This is a genomic window from Mesorhizobium sp. M1E.F.Ca.ET.045.02.1.1, assembly GCF_003952485.1.
In the GTDB taxonomy this organism is placed as follows: Bacteria; Pseudomonadota; Alphaproteobacteria; order Rhizobiales; family Rhizobiaceae; genus Mesorhizobium.
Window position 1 is genome coordinate 5,815,764 of the sequence record NZ_CP034447.1, and the last position, 18,033, is coordinate 5,833,796.

Genomic DNA, 18,033 nt, shown 5'->3' on the forward strand with positions numbered 1-18,033 from the left:
CATGCGCTACTCGGCGTTTTCGATTTTCCGCAACGGCCTGTCCGGCCAGAAGAACTGGCAGCGCGCCTGGCGCGCCGCCGAGCCGAAAGGCGCCTATGACGTGATCATCGTCGGCGGCGGCGGGCATGGCCTCGCCACGGCATTCTACCTGGCCGAGAACCACGGCGTCCGCAATGTCGCGGTGCTGGAGAAAGGCTATGTCGGCGGCGGCAATGTCGGCCGCAACACCACCGTCATCCGCTCCAACTACCTGCTCGACGGCAACACCCAGTTCTATGAATTCTCGGTCAAGCTGTGGGAAGGCCTGTCGCAGGCGCTGAACTTCAACGTGATGTTCTCGCAGCGCGGCCAGATTGTCACCGCTCATTCGGCGGATCAGCTCGACACGTTCAGCCATCGCGCCAACATCATGCGGCTGAACGGCATCGACGCCGACATCCTCGACCGCGACGAGGTGCGGCGGCTCGTGCCCTATCTCGATTTCTCCGACACGGCGCGATTTCCGATCCATGGCGCGATCCTCCAGGGCCGCGCCGGCACCGCCCGCCACGATGCCGTCGCCTGGGGTTATGCGCGCGCCGCCGACGGTCACGGCGTCGATATCATTCAGAACTGCGAGGTGACCGGCTTTGTCCGCGACGGCGACAGGATCGTCGGCGTGGAGACGAGCAAGGGCCGGATCGGCGCCGGCAAGGTCGGCCTCGCGGTCGCCGGCCATACGTCGGTGCTCGGCCAGAAGGCTGGGCTCGAACTGCCGATCGAAAGCCACGTGCTGCAGGCCTTCGTCACCGAGCCGCTGAAGCCGCTGGTCGACCATGTCGTGGCCTATGGCGCCGATCATTTCTATGTCAGCCAGTCCGACAAGGGCGGGCTGGTCTTCGGGGGCAATCTCGACGGCTACAATTCCTATGCCCAGCGCGGCAACCTCGGCGTCGTGCGCGAGGTGGCGGAAGCGGCAATCGCGCTGATGCCCTGCATCTCGCGCGTCCGGCTGCTGCGACATTGGGGCGGCGTCATGGATATGACGCCCGACGCGAGTCCGATCATCTGCCCGACGCCGATCGACGGGCTCTATCTCAATGGCGGCTGGTGCTATGGCGGCTTCAAGGCGACGCCCGCCTCGGGCTGGTGCTTCGCGCACACCCTTGCGACCGGCAAGCCGCATCCCTTGATCGCCGCCTATGGCCTCGACCGTTTCCGCACCGGCCGCACGCTCGACGAGGCCGGCGTCGGTCCCTCGGCCTGGCTGCAATAGAGAAGAAGACAAATGCTTCGCATCGAATGCCCGTGCTGCGGCCCGCGCGACCATGACGAGTTCCGCTATGGCGGCGACGCTTCCGTGGCGCGTCCAGCCCATGACGACCCCGATCCGGAGGCCTGGTACCGCTATGTCTATGTGCGGGACAATCCGGCCGGACCGCACCGCGAGTTCTGGCAGCACGTGTCCGGCTGCCGACAATGGCTGGTCGTCGAGCGCGACACCAGAAACCACGTCATCCAATCGGTCGGCTTCGCCAGGAAAATGCCCGCATGAACAGGATCGGAAATCGCCTCGCGGCCGGCGGGCGCATCGACCGCGCGCAGCCGCTGGGCTTCGTTTTCGATGGTCGAAGCCTGGCCGGATATCAGGGCGACACGCTCGCTTCCGCGCTTCTCGCCAACGGCATCATGCTGACCGGCCGCAGCTTCAAATATCACCGGCCGCGCGGCATCTTTTCGGCTGGGCCGGAAGAGCCGAACGCGCTGGTCACGCTCGGAACCGGCGGGCAGCGCGAGCCGAACCTGCCGGCGACGATGCTCGAACTGGCGGAGGGCATGACCGCCGAAAGCCAGAACCGCTGGCCCTCGCTCGCCTTCGACTTGCAGAGCCTCAACGGGCTGTTTTCGCCCTTCCTTTCCGCCGGCTTCTACTACAAGACGTTCATGGGGCCGACGCGGCGCGCCTGGATGTTCTATGAGCATTTCATCCGCAAGGCGGCGGGCCTGGGTCGCGCCGGCACTGAGCCCGATCCCGGCCGCTACGAGGCGCGGCACGCATTTGCCGACGTCGCCGTCGTCGGCGGCGGCCCCGCCGGCCTGTCGGCGGCGCGCGCGGCGGCGACCGCCGGCGCGAGCGTCGCTCTCATCGAGCAGGACTTCTTGCTCGGCGGCCAGTTGCTGTCCGAGCGCCCGGACGCAGACGCAGCCGCCTGGCTGAGCGCGATCGAGGCCGAATTGGCTGGCCTCGACAACGTCACCCTGATGCGCAGGACGATGGCGTTCGGCACCTTTGACGCCAACACGCTGGGGCTGATCGAGCGACGCGACGGTCGGGCCGCGGAAGACGCCGCGCGCCAGGTCTTCACCATGCTTCGCGCCCGTTCGATCGTCTTTGCCACCGGAGCGATCGAGCGGCCGCTGGTCTTTTCCAACAACGACCGGCCGGGCGTCATGCTGGCGTCCGCCGCCCGGACCTATCTCAACCGTTTCGCCGTTCTGCCGGGCAAGAAGATCGTCGTCGCCACCACGCATGACGGCGCCTACCGCGCCGCCTTCGACCTCGCCGCCGCCGGCGCCGAGGTGACGGTCGCGGATCAGCGCGGCGCCCCACCCGCCGGCCTGGCCGCGGAAGCCAGGCGTCTCAACATAGCGATCCGAGCCGGCACCCTGATCACCGACCTGCGCGGCGGCCATGCGGTGAAGGCCGCGCGGCTTGCCGGGCCTGACGGCAATCTGGAAACTGCCTGCGACCTCGTCTGCCTGTCCGGCGGCTGGTCGCCAAGCGTTCATCTTACCTCGCATCTCGGTGTCAAACCCGTCTATCGCGGCGATATCGACGGCTTCGTTCCGGGCACCTTGCCGGCAGGCCAGTTCGGCGCCGGCGCCATGATGGGTCGCTTCTCGATCACCGGCGCCATCGAGGACGGTCACCGCGCCGGCGCGGAAGCCGCATCGTCCTGCGGAAGATCAAAAGCCGTGCCGGCGCCGCTCAAGCTCGATCTCGGCGAGGCGGCATCCGGTCCGTTCCGCGCGATCCCGTCCGTCGGACGCGGCAAGGCCTTCGTCGACTTCCAGATGGACGTGACCACGAAAGACATCGAGCTCGCCCATCGCGAGGGCTATGAATCGGTCGAGCACCTGAAGCGCTACACCACGCTCGGCATGGGCACCGACCAGGGCAAGACCAGCAATTTCGTGGCCCTGTCGGCCATGGCGGCGCTGCGTCAGGCGACGATCGCGCAGACCGGGACCACGACCTTTCGCCCGCCCTATGCGCCCGTCGCGATCGGCGCGCTCGCCGGCCGCGCGGTCGGCCACCATTTCAAGCCGATCCGCCGCACGCCGATGCATGACCGGCACCTGGCCGATGGTGCCGAAATGCTCGAGGTGGGTCTGTGGATGCGGCCCTATTTCTATCGTGGCGCCGGCCGCGACGTGAACGAAGCCTATGTCGCCGAGATGCGCATGGTGCGTGAAGCCGCCGGGCTGATGGATATTTCCACCCTGGGCAAGATCGACGTGCAAGGACCGGACGCCGCCAGCTTCCTCGACCGTGTCTATGCCAACGGCTTCGCCAGGTTGCCGATCGGCCGCGCCCGCTACGGCGTGATGCTGCGCGACGACGGCATCGTCTTCGACGACGGCACGACCACGCGGCTCTCGGAAACCCGCTTCTTCATGACCACCTCGACCGCCAAGGCGGCCGATGTGCTGTCGCGGCTCGAATTCCTGCTCGACACCGCATGGCCGGAACTGCGCGTCGCCGTCACCTCGGTCAGCGACGAATGGGCGGCGATGTCGATTGCCGGCCCCAAAAGCCGCGATATCCTGGCCGCCGCGTTCCCGGAACTCGATGTCTCGAACGAGGCGCTGCCTCATATGGGCTTCATCGAGGCCGAATTCGACGGACGGGCGCTGCGCATCATCCGCCTCAGCTATTCCGGCGAGCGCGCCTACGAGATCTATGTCGGCGCCAGCCACGGCGAGCGGCTCTGGGGCCGCCTGCTCGAAGTGGGCGCGCCGTTTGGCCTGAAACCCTACGGGGTCGAGGCGCTGGGTGCGCTGCGCGTCGAGAAAGGCCATGTCGCCGGGCCGGAGATCGACGGGCGCACCACGCTCGACGATCTCGGCCTTGGCCGCATGGCCGGCAAGCGTAGCGGCTTCGTCGGCGAAGTCCTGCGGCATCGCCCGGCATTTCAAGCGCCCGACCGTCAGCGGCTGGTTGGACTGGAATGCATCGAAGAGGGCAAGCGGCTGCGTGGCGGGGCGATATTGTTCCTGCCAGGCGATGCCGTCGCCGGCCATGGGCGCGGCCGGGTCACCTCCGTCACCTTCAGTCCGGAGCTCGGCCGCTATGTCGGGCTGGCGCTGCTCGCCGGCGATGCCGCGACGGAGGGAAGCGAGATCGTCGCCGCCTATCCGATGCGGGCCGAGACCGTTCGCGCCCGCATCGGGTCGCCCGTGTTCCTCGATCCCAAGGGAGAGCGACTGCATGGTTGAACCTCTGTCGTTGCAGGATTTCAACCTGTTGAAGGACTTCAACCTGTCGGCGGCCGATTGCCCGATCGTTCAGATCGAAGGCTGGGATGGGACGCTGGCACGATTTGAGGCAAGCGCCTCGCAGGCATTGGGCGCGCCCCTGCCCGCGACGGTCGGCGAGACTGTACGCCATGCGGATGTCCTGATCGTCCGGGTTGCCCCGCGCCGCTTCTGGTTGATTTCGGAGGCCGGCGCAAAATCGCCGTTCCTGACCATCGATCCCGAACTTGGCTGTTCGTTTTTGCTCGGCGAAGGCCGGGTGTGTCTCAGGATGCAGGGGCCGCGTCTTCCGGAAATTCTCTCCAGATGCGTCGCCGTCGACTGGTCGTCGCCGGCTTCGGCTCCCGGTCGCGCGTGGCACACGGCCTTGCATCACGTGCCGGTGCTTCTGCTCCGCACAGCCGAGACCGCCTGCGACCTTGTCGTGCCGCGCAGTTTTGCGAAGAGCCTGGCCGAGTGGATTGCCGATAGCGCGACAGGGTGAGCTGCCGGGCATCTTCGCCCGCCGACGCTGTGGATGTGCTGCGAAAGGTTGCAGCCGATCCCGATGGCGGCGAATGCCGCATCCGCCGGCTTTGCCGCCACGGGGTTTCGATCGACAGATTAACGAATCGTAGACCGCGCTGTCCTATTCTGGGACAGCGCGGGTCCACTGCCCATTGGCCGCGCAGGCGGCTCCGGCGCCCAGGCACCCTACCCCTAGTCGGAGCCGCCACCTGTTTACGCTACCAGCAAGGGTTGAATCAACTCTTACCAAGCATTCTTACTGGTGCATTTTGCCAATCGTTAGATTTTGAAATGTCGGCGACACTATTCATGGCGCTCAATAAGTCGCCGTCGAGCTGGTTGCACGCGCTCTGCTTTGGTTTGCTTCCACCTCCCAACGGCACCGGCGAGCCTGGCTGGAGGATTCGCCAGACATATTAGCAATCAACGATATATTAACGGCTATGGCGCAGCCTTTCCGTACCGGGGACGAGAACCGCCCCCTGATCGACGATCCGGCACTTATGTGCCGAAACGTTCGACCGATGCGGAGCAAAACGCATGAGTGTCGAAACAGCGCTGGCGCAGCTATTGCGCATGCTTCACCGCCGGGCCTTGAAGTTGGCAGACCTGCCGGACGATGAGAGAGTCACGCATTACGACAGCATCCGCCGCTCCTGCTGCGGAGCGGCCGAGCATATCGGCCAGTCGCCCGACAACGCGGCCATCACGGCCAACAGCATGGTCGAGTTTACGCGGGCAATGGTCGGGATCATCGAAGCAAGGCACGAGTAAAGGCGGGGACGAGCCGACTGGTCGCTGGCTGACCACTTTCGGGAGGTGAGGCGCGGCGCGGTGCAGCAGAAGCTTATGGCGAAACGCCCAAAGCGTGAAGGCGCTTGCCTGCCGCGACGTATTCGATGAAATCGTGCGGGCAGTCATTCGCGGCACGCTGGTAGTATGGCAAGGCTTTGTCGGTGCGCCCCTTGAGCCAGTGGAACTCCGCGATATAGAGATTTGCGTCGCACAAATTTCCGCGTTTCGTGCCCGGCGGGGAGTCATCTGCCGAGGCCAATACTGCTTCGGGCGTCTGCTCGCCCAAGAACATACGAACCAGTGGTGCCGGCCAGCTTGTCATGTCCAGCTTGTTGGTCGCCTGCCGTAAATGGCCGATGCCGCCGCCATGCCGCTCAGCCAGATCCGCCCAGATCGCGAAATAGGCATTGTGTGGCGCGAGTTCCGCCGCCGCAGCGAAATCGGCTTGCGCCTTGGCCACGTCGCCATCGTAGAAGTAGTAGATTCCCCTGCTTCCATATGGGTTGACATAGGTTGGATTGAGCGTGATCGCTTGGCTGTAGTCGGCCATAGCGCGTTCTGCATCACCCTTCGCGCCCCAGGAAATGGCCCTATTGTTGTAAGCGAACGGATGTTTGGGATCGAGGCTGATCGCCTTATCGAAATCCGCGATGGCGCGGTCGAACTGGCCCCTCCGGTTGAGGACGAAACCGCGGTTGTTATAGGCCTGCATATATGTCGGATTGAGCTCGATGGCGCGGCTGTAGTCGACAATGGCGCGGGCGTTGTCGCTCTTGTGAGCCCAAGCGAGGCCTCTGTTGTAGTAGGCTGACGCTTTTCCCGGATCAAGCTCGATGGCGCGATCGAAGTCATTGATGGCGCTGTTGTTCTCGCCTTTGTCGAGCCATATCAGTCCGCGGTCGTTATAGGCGTCGGCGTCGTTCGGATCGAGGGCAATGGCGTTGTCATAGTCCGCCATGGCCCGGTCATTATCGCCACTGTCCATCCAGGTGTTAGCCCGATTGCGATAAGCGGTAGTGCGACTGCCTGGGCTTTGTGTACCGTCCTCGATGATCCGCGTACAGGCGGCGATCCGCAGTGAGCCCGCAGATGCGCCGCCGCAATCTTCGCTATCCCCAGCCAAGGCTTGAGTGCCAAGCGCAATCAGGACGATGACGCTGGCCAGCGCCTGTCGTCCCATTTGAATTGACCATCCTCGCCGCGAGCGAAGGTAGCTCTGTGGTGGAACAACTGCGTTCCGAGTAGTGTGTCGGTGGTTCAATCCAATCCCTCCGCTCCATAAGATTTGGCACAGAGAATTGGAACGCACCAGCCACCAAGAACTGGTGTTCAGGCAGTGTCTTCCTCACTGCCGATGGCTTGATATTGTGAGGCACTCACAATGGTTTCAAACAGCAAGGCCGCGGCCAAGTCCGCGCCCTCGCATTCGCCAGTAGAGACGCCTACCGCTATTGCGAATAATGCGAATCCTACTCCGCAGCCTGATACCCCGCGATACCCTTGATCTCCAGGAAATCCTCGAGCCCGTATTCGGCATATTCGCGGCCGTTGCCGGACTGCTTGTAGCCGCCGAAGGGCAGGCCGGCGTCCCAGGTCGGGTAGTTGATGTAGACATTGCCGGAGCGCATGCGGGCAGCGGCCTGGCGCGCCTTCTCGATGTCCTTGGCCTGGATGTAGGAGGCAAGACCGAAGACGGTGTCGTTGGCCTGCTCGATCGCCTGCTCGACCGTGTCGTAAGGCATGATCGACAGCACCGGTCCGAAGATCTCTTCCTTCGCGATGCGCATGTCGTGCGTGACGTTGGCGAAAACTGTCGGGCGGACATAATAGCCGCGGTTGAGCTCGGCCGGACGGCCGGGGCCACCGGTGACCAGGGTTGCGCCTTCGTCGATGCCGCTCTGGATCAACCCTTGGATCTTGTCGAACTGGAGCTGGCTGACCACCGGGCCGAGCTTTGTTCCCGGCGCATCGGCCGGACCGACAGTGAATTTCTCCGCCGCCGTCTTGGCGTAGCCGGCCGCTTCGTCGTGACGCTCGCGCGGCACGAACATCCGCGTCGGCGCGTTGCAGGACTGGCCGCTGTTGCCGAAGCAGCCGGCGACGCCCTTGGTGACGGCTCTTTGCAGATCGACATCGGGAAACAGGATGTTGGCCGACTTGCCGCCGAGTTCCTGATGCACGCGCTTGACCGTATCGGCGGCGGCCTTGGCGACCAGGATGCCAGCGCGGGTCGAGCCGGTGAAGGACATCATGTCGACATCCGGATGGCTGGCCAGAGCCTGGCCGACGGTCGGGCCGTCGCCAGTGACGAGGTTGAAGACGCCCTTCGGCACCCCGGCCTCGTCGATGATCTCGGCGAAGATGATGGCGTCGAGCGGCGCGATCTCCGACGGTTTCAGCACCATGGTGCAGCCGGCGGCTAAAGCCGGGCCGACCTTGCAGGTGATCTGGTTGAGCGGCCAGTTCCACGGCGTGATCAGGCCGACGACGCCGATCGGTTCCTTGACAATCAGCGAGGAGCCTTTGATGTGGCGAAACTGAAAAGTCTTCAGCACCTCGGCTATCTTTTCCAGATGCGCCTGGCCGACGCCGACCTGGCTGTCCAGGGCCATCTGGCGCGGCGCGCCCATCTCACGCGAGACTGCGAGCGCAAGATCCTTGCTGCGCTTCTTATAGATTTCGATGACGCGGTTGAGGATATCGAGCCGCTCCCCAACTTCTGTGAAGCCGAAGCTGGCGAAGGCGCGCTTGGCGGCGGCGACCGCCCTGTCGACATCGGCCTTGGTGCCCAGCGAAATCTGCGCGAAGGCGTCCTCGGTCGAAGGATCGATGACGTCGAAACTGTTCGGCACCACAGGGTCGACCCAGGCGCCGTCGATATAGAACTGCAGATCGTGTGACATGCTTTCGCTCCCTGTGGCCGCCTGGTTTCGATTATGGTGGGGTGATCGTCGTATATCGTCAGAGATAACGATGCGGCAACCGCCCTGTCCAGCGCAAGCGAAGGTGATTGAGCCAGCGCTGAATTCCTGATGCATACCGCCCAAAACCGTGCAGCGGTTTCAGGAAAACGACACCCTTGAAGACGTCGCCTGGATCCGTTTCAGGCGGCGCGCTTCAAGGCGCCAATCGCTTACTCATATAGACGGTCGTCCCGTTCATGAACGGCTCTTCGCGGTCGATCGCGTAGCCGTGCCTGCGATAGAGCAGCACATTGGCTGCGAAGGCGCCGTTGGTCAGCAGCCGAAGTTCACGGCAGCCGGCTTCAACGGCCCTGCGCTCGGCGCGGTCGAGCAGCTTCCGCCCAATACCCCTGCCCTGCGCGTCCGGCGCCACGGCGACATTCTCGATCCAGATGTGGTCGTCATGCGCCATGGTCTCGATCAGCCCGACGATGCGGCCGTGCTCGACGGCGAGCTCGAACTGATGCTCGTCCAGTGCCTTGTCGTAGTCGGCGCGCATCGGCAGGGGCTCGCGGCCGATCACCGGCACCCATTTGGCGTAGGCAGCCCGCACGATTGTCTTGATGGCCGCGGCATCCGCCGGGCCAGCCGGCCGAAACTCGATGGAAGAAACGACGCTCATTCAAACGCTCCAAATGCAAAAAACCCGCCGATCGTTTCGATGGGCGGGGGCTGGGATGGACGAACCGGGTTGCTTGTCAGCCGGCCTTTGTCTTCACGCAATCAGCATGCCGCTCCTTCGAACGGCGGCGTCGCTGCGGGTTTGCGGGAAAGGCGATCATGGCGTGAAGCTGGACCAGCAGCCGCGACGCTGTCAAGCCGGCCGTCGAGCCGTCGACGTTGCAATCACCCGATCTCGGTAGTCCTGCCGCGCAAACCCAGATCGTTCGCAAAAATCGATCATTATAACTCGAATAATTCGTTGGAAAGATTGGTTCTGGAATGGCATTTCCCCGGCGAACATGCTTGGAGAATTGCATTGTCTTTCCTGCCCACCGCCGCGAACGATCTTCCAAATGGCCCGAGTTCGGCCAGTTCTGGAAGCCAGAGCCCCGCCCTGCCTGCGATCTGGGCCGGCATCGTGCCGGGAATCGTGCTCGTGGCGATGATCACCAGCGTCGCCTATTCGGCGCGCAATCTCTCCGGCCTCACCCTATTCAGCCCGATGATCCTCGCGGTCGTCGCCGGCATGGTCTATTCCAATGTGCTCGGCACGCCGGCCCACGCCAAGGCCGGCATTGCGTTCGCGCAGCGCCGGCTGCTGCGCTTCGCCATCGTGCTGCTCGGCTTCCAGCTCACGCTCGGCCAGGTGGCGGGCATCGGCCTCGGCGGCGTCGGCATCGTCGCCGCCACGCTTGGCGCCACCTTCCTCTTCACCGTCACGCTCAGCCGGCTGATCGGCGTCGACGCCAAGCTGGCGCAGTTGATCGCGGCCGGCACCTCGATCTGCGGCGCCTCCGCGATCGTCGCCACCAACATCGTCACCGACGCGCGCGACGAGGACGTCACCTATGCGGTTGCCGCAATAACCCTGTTCGGCACCATCGCCATGCTCGGCTTCCCGCTGCTGGCGCCTCTATTCGGCCTCGACCAGCATGCTTTCGGCCTGTGGGCCGGCGCTTCGATCCACGAGGTGGCACAGGTGATCGGCGCCGGCTTCCAGAACGGCACTTTTGCCGGCGAAACAGCGACCGTCGCCAAGTTGACGCGCGTCGCCATGCTGGCGCCGATGGTAGTCGCGCTCGGCCTTATGGCGCGCCGCGGCAGCGCCGATGCCTCAACCGCGAAACCGCCGATGCCGTGGTTCGTCGTCGCTTTCGTCGCGGTCGTGGCGCTGAACAGCCTGGTCGCGATTCCGGGGCAGATCCACTCGGCGATCGCGCTCGCGGCGCAGGTCATGCTGACCATGGGGCTTGCCGCCATGGGCCTGCAGGCCGATATTTCGCAGCTGCGCTCGCGCGGCCTGCGCCCGCTGATGCTGGCCTTCTCGGCTTTTCTGTTTATCGCCTGCTTCGGCCTGGTGCTGGTGAAACTCGTCTAGTCCTCGAAAGAACTCGCCGCCACATAGATCGCGGCGAGTTTCTCGATACCGGCCTGGTCTTCCTTGTCGAAGCGGCCGGGCAGCGGGCTGTCGAGGTCGAGCACGCCGAACACGCCGTCCGCATCGCGCAAAAGCACGACCAGTTCCGAGCGCGAGTCGGCATCGCAGGCGATGTGGCCGGGAAAATCGTGCACGTCCTTGATCAGCATCGACATGCCGAGATCGACCGCCGTGCCGCAGACGCCTTTGCCGACCGCGATGCGCACACAGGCCGGCTTGCCCTGGAAGGGGCCGAGCACCAGCTCTTCGTCGGACTGCAGGAAATAGAAGCCAGCCCAGTTGAGATCGGGCACTATCTGGTAGATCAGCGCCGAGGTGTTGGCGGCGTTGGCGATGGAATCGCCCTCGCCTTCCAGCAGCGCTTTCAGTTGCGTGGCCAACTCGTTGTAGAAGGCCGGCTTGTTGCTCGTGTCGATGGCGGTTGCCGCAAACATCCTGGTCGTTTCTCCGTTGTACGCGGCCCGAACGGCCCGCTACAGTTTGGCCTTCTCTGCCACCAATACAGCGTGCGGGAAATACACAATTGTGAGCGCCATCCTCGCCAGCCGTAAAAGGGACCGCATCCTGCCTGAGGCACACGAAGCCCCCCTCACCTTCGCAGTGCTGGTCTTTCCCGGCTTTCCGATGATGGCGTTTTCTTCCGTCATCGAGCCGCTGCGCGCCGCCAATATCCTTGCCAAACGCGACTGCTACCGCTGGATGATCGTCGGCGCCGACCGTGGCACGGTCGAGGCTTCCAACGGCGTCGTCATCCAGCCCGGCTTCTCGGCGGCCGACGCGCCGAAGGTCGACCGCATCGTCGTCTGCTCCGGCGGCGATGCCGACCATGTCGTGGCCGACGAGGCGATGAGCTGGATCAGGAAAAGCCTGCGCGGCGGCGCGCATATCGGGGCCGTGGCCGATGCCGCCTTCTTTCTGGCTCGCGCCGGCCTGCTCGACGGCCATGCCTGCACCTTGCACTGGACCAGTCAGGCCGCCTTCACCGAGGCTTTCCCGGACATCGAGCTCAGGCGCGACCTCTTCGTCATCGACCGCAAGCGCTTCACCTCGGCCGGCGGCGTCGGCAGCCTCGACATGATGCTGGAGATCATCACGCGCGATTATGGCGCCGAACTCGCGGCGGGAGTCGCCGAATGGTTCGTGCATTCACCTTTGCGGTCGAGCGTCGACCGCAAGCTGATGCCACTGCGCCTGCGCACCGGGGTGCAGAACGAGCTTGTGCTGTCAGCCATCGCCATCATGGAAGATGCGGTGGAGGAGCGGCTCGGCATTGCGGAACTGGCGGAGCGGCTCGGCGTCTCGCCCGACAAGCTCGAGCGCAATTTCCGCGCTGAGTTGGATATCTCACCCAATGGCTACTACCGGCGACTGCGATTGAAGCGGGCGGCCGACCTCCTGGCACACTCGACGCTGATGGTGCGCGACGTCGCGTTGGCCTGCGGGTTTGCTTCGATGTCGAGCTTTGCCCGGGCGTTTCGCGAGGAGCATGGGCACGCGCCTAAGGCGATGCGGCGGCACTAAGCGCCGTCTTTCAGTAGGCCGAGTTCCGTCACGCCCCCCTCTGGCCTGCCGGCCATCTCCCCCGCAAGGGGGGAGATTGGATGTCGCCGCCGCATTCGCCAATCGCCAAATATTGCGGAAGAATGCCGCCGGGCGGAGCTGCTGATCTCCCCCCTTGCGGGGGAGATGGCCGGCTGGCCAGAGGGGGGTGCTGTCCCGCCAGCGTTGCAGTTAGACGAAAACCACGCCTGCGGCATCCGGCACGACCTTTGCGGAATAACGCACAAGCCCAGCGCCCTTCCCCGCTATGTTCGCGAGAACAGGAGGCACCCATGAGCATCGTCGTTTTCGATCCGGACAGCACCGAGGATGTGGACTTCAAGGACCGCATGCGCCACCCGGCCGCGGCCGATCCCGCGGGCGGCATGTGGCTGTCGGACACCGAGCCGTCCTTCATCAACGCGGACGCGCTGCGTAAGGGTCGGCTTACCAAGCTGCGCGCCTGGATGCGCGAAGCGGGTTACGGCGCAGTGGTTCTCTTCGATCCCTACAACCAGCGCTATGCCACCGGCTCGCGCAACATGTTCGGCTATTTCCTGCGCAATTCGACCCGCTATTTCTTCATCCCGACCGAAGGGCCGATCGTGCTGTTCGAGTATCCGCAGAGCTACCATGTCTCGATGGTGCTCGACACGATCGACGAGGCGCGTCCTTCCAAACTGGTCTGGTCCTCGGTTTCCGGACGCGACGACGAGACCGCCGGACCGTTCGCCGACGAGATCACCGAGCTTCTGAAGAAGCATGGCGGCGGCTCGATGAAGCTCGGGCTTGACCGCTGCAGCCATCTGCAGGCCCTCGCCCTGGAAAAGCGCGGCTGTGAAGTCAAGGACTGCCAGGGCGAGATCCTCGCCGTGCGCGCGGTGAAGACGCCTGAGGAAGTGAAATGCCTGCAGACCTCGATGGCGGGCGCCGAAGCGGCGGTGGCGGCGGTGCGGGATGCGATCAAGCCCGGCGTCTCCGAGAACGAGCTCTTTGCCATCATGTATCACGAGGTGATCCGCCAGGGCGGCGAGTTCATCGAGACGCGGCTGCTCACCTCGGGACAGCGCACCAACCCGTGGTTCAACGAAGCCAGCGGCCGCAAGATCAGGCCGGGCGAGCTGGTCGCGCTCGATACCGACACGATCGGCTGCTACGGTTACTACTCCGATTTCTCGCGCACCTTCCGCTGCGGTCCGGGCAAGCCGACGCCCTACCAGAAGTCGCTCTACCGCATGGCGCATGACCAGGTGCAGCACAACATCGGGATCGTGAAGCCCGGCATGGCTTTCCGCGAGATTGCCGAGAAGGCCTGGAAGATCCCGGATCGCTTCGTCGACCAGCGCTACACCTCGGTGATGCACGGCGTCGGCATGCATGGCGAAACGCCTTTCATCGCGCACGCGATGGACTACGAGACCTATGGCCGCGACGGCGTCATCGTGCCCGGCATGGTGGTCAGCGTGGAAAGCTATATCGGCGAGAAAGGCGGCCGCGAGGGCGTCAAGCTGGAGGACGAGATCCTGATCACCGAGACGGGCACGGAGCTGCTCTCGCGCTTCCCGTATGAGGATGAATTCCTGGAGCCGCAGATTTGATGCTGGTATCGCAAAGCTTCGAGATTGGCGTCATTCTAGGGCGAAGCAAGGAGCAGAGCGACGCGGCGCAGACCTGGAATCCATGCCGTTCCGTCTCCGCTTCGCCACGGTGCGGAATTCTGTTAGGCAGCGATCGACGATCAAGGTAACGGCATGGATTCCAGGGTCTTCGCGACGCCGCTTCGCGGCTGCTTCGCCCTGGAATGACGAAGTCTGAGAATCCGCATGAAAACGCCCATTTCCATCCGGCGCGGTACGGTGGCCGCGGTGTTCATCGATCTCCAGGAGGAGCATCGCAAGGACAAGCGCTATCTGGTCGAAGGCTTTGCCGACATCCTTGCCAACGTCCAGCGGCTGCAGGAGGCGGCGCGGCGCAACTTCGTGCCGCTCCACCACTGGGCCTATATCGTCGACCTCGCCAAGGCGCGGCCGTTCCATCCGGTTGACGACACCGGCAAGTCGGCCTTCTCCGACAAGGACGATCCGCTGACGGCGATCTGCCGCGAGGTCGCGCCGCAAGACGGCGAAGCCATGCTGGTCAAGCAGGAAGCGAGCGCCTTCGGCAAGAACGATTTTGGCGACAAGCTCAAGGCGTCCGGCATCGAATGGCTGGTCATTGCCGGCGTCTGGACCGAGGCCTGCATCGACGCCACAGTGAAGGATGCCGTGGCCCGCGGTTTTCGCGTGCTGCTGGTCAAGGACGCCTGCGGCAGCGCGAGTGCCGCCATGCACCAGACCGGCATCCTCAACCTCGCCAACCGGCTCTATGGCGGCGCCGTCACCAACACGCTCGACGCCTGCCGGCTGATGGCGGGCGATACGGTGAAGGTGTGGCAGGTCGAGGGCTCCGTGCCGCTGCGCTTCACCTTCGAGAACGCGGCGCGGCTCTACGCCGAGCTCTGACGGCGGTGGCCGGCGATCCATCCGATCCGGCCGGGCGCGGCAAATATGCCGCCCTGCTCGACCCGGAACTCTGGGACTATATCGACACGGTCAATGGCTGGTACCCGCCCGAGATCGCGGCGTCGCCGATCGCCGAGCAGCGTGCGGTCTACAACCGGATGTGCGTGGCGTTCCACCAGAGACATCCCGAAGGCGTGACCACCAGCGACGGCCTTGTCGCCACGAACGCGCATGCCATCCCGGTCCGGCGCTACCGCATGGCGGACAAGCCGGCAGCGGCGATCGTCGTCTACTATCACGGCGGCGGTTTCGTGCTCGGCGACCTCGACAGCCATGACGATATCTGCGCCGAAATCTGCGCCGGCACCGGCTTCGAGGTGGTCTCGGCCGACTATCGCCTTGCGCCGGAGAACCTGCATCCCGCTTCCTTCGACGATGCGCTGGCCGTGTTCGAATGGGTCGCGGCGACGAGCGCGCTGCCGATCGTGCTGTGCGGCGAAAGCGCCGGCGGCAATCTCGCCGCGGCGGTGGCGCACGTGACGCGCCACCATCCGAGGCATGCCATCGGCCAGATGCTGATCTATCCCGGTCTTGGCGGCGACGAGACCCGCCGCTCTTATGTCCAGCACGCCGAGGCGCCGTTGCTCTCGGTCGCCGACATCGATTTCTACCGCCGCATCCGCTCGGCGCCCGGGCAGTCGCTCGACGACTCGACCTTCTCGCCGCTCAGGGACCGCGATTTCTCCGGCCTGCCGCCGACTGTCATCGTCACCGCCGAGTGCGATCCGCTGTCGTCGGACGGCGAGGCCTATCGCGACAGGATTCTGGCCGCCGGCGGTGATGCCATGTGGCGCGAGGAGCCGCGGCTGGTGCACAGTTTTCTGCGAGCGAGGCGGACGGTGCCGCGCGCGGCTGAGGCGTTTGCGAGGATTATTGCGAATATTGGGGCGCTTGGCGCCGGACGATGAGGCTGCGATCTCCCTCCTTGAGGGGGAGATGGCCGGCAGGCCAGAGGGGGTCGTCCCGCATAAATTGCCAACGTTCTCTCTCATAGCGAAAGGGGTCGGCGCTTCACGCGCGGCGACCCCCTCTGTCGCCTTCGGCGACATCTCCCCCTCAAGGGGGGAGATACCTGCGGAACAGCGCACAAGAACTGCGGAAAACCAAACAGTTCGCTGCGGAAAGCAGACCTATCATCGCTGGGCAGGCAACGGCTCTCCGGCGGTCGCATCCGGGCCCGCGCCCAGCGAACTCGGGGCGTCCGCTGGGTTTTCGTGCATGTCGTTGCCCCAAAACCGCTGCGCGGGCGACTTGCACCAACAACAGAGGGAACGACGATGAAATTCATGCTGACCGACAGAAAACTGCACCCGCGGGCCAAGCCGACCGCCGACGATTTCAGGAAAGGCGCGATCAGCCGGCGCGAATATCTGGCGCTTATGGCCGGCTTGGGCGTCAGCGCCGCCGGTGCCCTGGCGCTCGGCGGGCTTACCCCCTCGCCTGCCCGCGCCGAGGAGCCTAAAAAGGGCGGCGTGCTCCGCGTCGCCATGAACGTCAAGGGCTTCAAGGATCCGCGCACCTTCGACGGCGTCGAAATGTCGAATGTCGCGCGCCACTGCAACGAATATCTGGTGCGCTGGAAAACCGACTTCACCTTCGAGCCGTGGCTGCTCGAAAGCTGGGAGACCAGCGACGACGCCAAGACGATCACGCTTCACGTGCGCAAGGGCATCACCTGGTCGAACGGCGACGCGTTCAACGCCGACGACGTCATCCACAATCTCAACCGCTGGTGCGATGCCTCGGTCGCCGGCAATTCGGTCGCCGCGCGCATGGGCGCGCTGGTCAACGCGGACACCAAGAAGCCGGTCGACGGCGGCATCCAGAGGGTCGACGACCACACGGTCAAGCTCAACCTGCCCAAGCCCGACATCTCGCTGATCGCCGGCATGGCCGACTATCCGGCGCTGATCATGCACCGCTCCTATGAGGGCGACGCCGACCCGAAGAAGGCTTTGGCCATCACCACCGGCCCCTGCGAACTGGTCAGCTGGGACGCCGAGACCGGCGCCGAGGTGAAGCGCAAGGACAAGCCCTGGTGGAAGGGCGAGTTCTATCTCGACGGCATCAAATGGGTCGACTACGGCTCCGATCCCAACGCCATGCTGTCGGCCTTCGAATCCGGCGAAATCGACACCGACCACGAGACCGCCTCGGACGCGGTGTCGCAGACTGACCAGATGGGCCTGCAGAATTCCGAGATCGCCACCGGCTCGACCATCGTCGCGCGCTTCAACGTCGGCAACGCGCCCTATGACGACGTCAAGGTGCGCCGCGCCGCCCAGCTCGCGGTCGACAACGCGGCGGTGCTGAAGCTCGGCCTCGACGGCAGGGGCAAGCCCGCCGACAACCACCATGTCGGCCCGATGCATCCTGAATTCGCCGATATCGGCCCGGCCAAGCGCGATGTCGAGGCGGCCAAGAAGCTGCTCGCCGAAGCCGGCAAGGCCGACCACGAATATGAGCTGATCTCCGTCGACGTCGAGTGGCAGAAGAGCACCGCCGATGCGATCGCGGCGCAGATCCGCGAGGCGGGCCTGAAGATCAAGCGCACCGTGCTGCCGGCCGCGACCTTCTGGAACGACTGGAGCAAGTTCCCCTATTCCTGCACCGAATGGCTCGGCCGTCCGCTCGGCGTCCAGGTGCTGGCGCTCGCCTACAAATCGGGCGCCGCCTGGAACGAAAGCGCCTATTCGAACAAGGAGTTCGACGAGCTTCTCGACAAGGCGCTGGCGACGCCCGACGCCGCCCAGCGCAAGGAGATCATGGCCAAGATCGAGCAGAACCTGCGCGACTCCGGCATCATCATCCAACCCTACTGGCGCTCGGTCTACCGCACCTACCGCAAGGGCGTGCATGGCTGCGAGCAGCACCAGGCGCTCGAGCAGCATTTCGAGAAGGTCTGGCTGGAAAGCTGATCCTCCCAGGACTGAGCTAGCCGGCGCGACGTTCAAAGCCGCGCCGGCCGTTTGCTAATTTGCCAAGCAGCCGCATTTCAGCACAGATTGCGCCTGACCGGCTTCCAGCCGGCTCGGAACTGCCTGACTTG

At 64.7% G+C, this 18,033-nt stretch carries 16 protein-coding genes; 11 read left to right on the top strand and 5 right to left on the bottom strand.

Annotated features, from left to right (window positions below; genetic code table 11):
* Position 1 precedes the first annotated feature (1 nt).
* From EJ070_RS28210 to EJ070_RS28230, 5 genes are all read left to right on the top strand, one after another.
* Positions 2–1,255, top strand: coding sequence for a sarcosine oxidase subunit beta family protein (locus tag EJ070_RS28210; RefSeq protein ID WP_126094290.1), 1,254 nt, complete (start codon positions 2–4; stop codon positions 1,253–1,255).
* Between the two features lie 12 nt (positions 1,256–1,267).
* The gene (locus tag EJ070_RS28215) at positions 1,268–1,534 is read left to right on the top strand and encodes a sarcosine oxidase subunit delta (protein WP_126094291.1); all 267 of its coding nucleotides are present in this window, start codon (positions 1,268–1,270) and stop codon (positions 1,532–1,534) included.
* Positions 1,531–4,479 carry a sarcosine oxidase subunit alpha family protein gene (locus tag EJ070_RS28220; RefSeq protein ID WP_126094292.1) on the top strand — a complete coding sequence of 983 codons (2,949 nt, stop codon included), beginning with the start codon at positions 1,531–1,533 and terminating at the stop codon, positions 4,477–4,479. Before EJ070_RS28215 ends, EJ070_RS28220 begins: the two co-directional genes overlap by 4 nt.
* A 28-nt stretch (positions 4,480–4,507) precedes the next feature.
* A complete protein-coding gene (locus EJ070_RS28225) occupies positions 4,508–5,002 on the top strand; it encodes a sarcosine oxidase subunit gamma (protein WP_245464695.1) in 495 nt (164 codons plus the stop codon).
* Positions 5,003–5,565: 563 nt separating this feature from the next.
* Positions 5,566–5,799 (top strand): hypothetical protein, encoded by a 234-nt coding sequence (locus EJ070_RS28230; protein WP_126094294.1) that lies wholly within the window; start codon positions 5,566–5,568, stop codon positions 5,797–5,799.
* Positions 5,800–5,872: 73 nt separating this feature from the next.
* Here EJ070_RS28230 and EJ070_RS28235 read toward each other — a convergent pair whose 3' ends face one another.
* The 4 genes from EJ070_RS28235 to EJ070_RS28255 all read right to left on the bottom strand — a co-directional run bounded on the left by EJ070_RS28235 (position 5,873) and on the right by EJ070_RS28255 (position 9,763).
* Positions 5,873–7,000 carry a tetratricopeptide repeat protein gene (locus EJ070_RS28235; RefSeq protein WP_126094295.1) on the bottom strand — a complete coding sequence of 376 codons (1,128 nt, stop codon included), beginning with the start codon at positions 6,998–7,000 and terminating at the stop codon, positions 5,873–5,875.
* A gap of 289 nt (positions 7,001–7,289) precedes the next feature.
* Positions 7,290–8,723, bottom strand: coding sequence for an aldehyde dehydrogenase family protein (locus EJ070_RS28245; protein ID WP_126094296.1), 1,434 nt, complete (start codon positions 8,721–8,723; stop codon positions 7,290–7,292).
* Positions 8,724–8,937: 214 nt separating this feature from the next.
* Positions 8,938–9,405 carry a GNAT family N-acetyltransferase gene (locus tag EJ070_RS28250; protein WP_126094297.1) on the bottom strand — a complete coding sequence of 156 codons (468 nt, stop codon included), beginning with the start codon at positions 9,403–9,405 and terminating at the stop codon, positions 8,938–8,940.
* 76 nt (positions 9,406–9,481) lie between these two features.
* Positions 9,482–9,763, bottom strand: coding sequence for a hypothetical protein (locus tag EJ070_RS28255; protein ID WP_126094298.1), 282 nt, complete (start codon positions 9,761–9,763; stop codon positions 9,482–9,484).
* Between EJ070_RS28255 and EJ070_RS28260 the strand changes: the two genes are divergently transcribed.
* Positions 9,763–10,824: a YeiH family protein gene (locus EJ070_RS28260; protein ID WP_245464696.1), complete on the top strand. Its 1,062-nt coding sequence runs from the start codon at positions 9,763–9,765 to the stop codon at positions 10,822–10,824. The genes EJ070_RS28255 and EJ070_RS28260 overlap by 1 nt on opposite strands.
* Here EJ070_RS28260 and EJ070_RS28265 read toward each other — a convergent pair.
* Positions 10,821–11,318, bottom strand: a complete 498-nt coding sequence (locus EJ070_RS28265) for a GAF domain-containing protein (RefSeq protein ID WP_126094299.1) — start codon at positions 11,316–11,318, stop codon at positions 10,821–10,823. The two genes, EJ070_RS28260 and EJ070_RS28265, sit on opposite strands and share 4 nt — an antisense overlap.
* A 190-nt stretch (positions 11,319–11,508) precedes the next feature.
* Between EJ070_RS28265 and EJ070_RS28270 the strand changes: the two genes are divergently transcribed.
* From EJ070_RS28270 to EJ070_RS28295, 5 genes are all read left to right on the top strand, one after another.
* The gene (locus tag EJ070_RS28270; protein WP_245464968.1) at positions 11,509–12,405 is read left to right on the top strand and encodes a GlxA family transcriptional regulator; all 897 of its coding nucleotides are present in this window, start codon (positions 11,509–11,511) and stop codon (positions 12,403–12,405) included.
* A 311-nt stretch (positions 12,406–12,716) separates the two neighbouring features.
* Positions 12,717–14,021 carry a Xaa-Pro peptidase family protein gene (locus EJ070_RS28280; protein WP_126094300.1) on the top strand — a complete coding sequence of 435 codons (1,305 nt, stop codon included), beginning with the start codon at positions 12,717–12,719 and terminating at the stop codon, positions 14,019–14,021.
* Between the two features lie 225 nt (positions 14,022–14,246).
* On the top strand, positions 14,247–14,924 hold the full coding sequence (locus EJ070_RS28285) for an isochorismatase family protein (protein ID WP_126094301.1): 678 nt from the start codon (positions 14,247–14,249) through the stop codon (positions 14,922–14,924).
* Between the two features lie 5 nt (positions 14,925–14,929).
* Positions 14,930–15,892, top strand: coding sequence for an alpha/beta hydrolase (locus EJ070_RS28290; protein ID WP_245464697.1), 963 nt, complete (start codon positions 14,930–14,932; stop codon positions 15,890–15,892).
* Positions 15,893–16,261: 369 nt separating this feature from the next.
* Positions 16,262–17,902 (top strand): ABC transporter substrate-binding protein, encoded by a 1,641-nt coding sequence (locus EJ070_RS28295; protein WP_126094302.1) that lies wholly within the window; start codon positions 16,262–16,264, stop codon positions 17,900–17,902.
* The last annotated feature ends 131 nt before the right edge of the window (positions 17,903–18,033 follow it).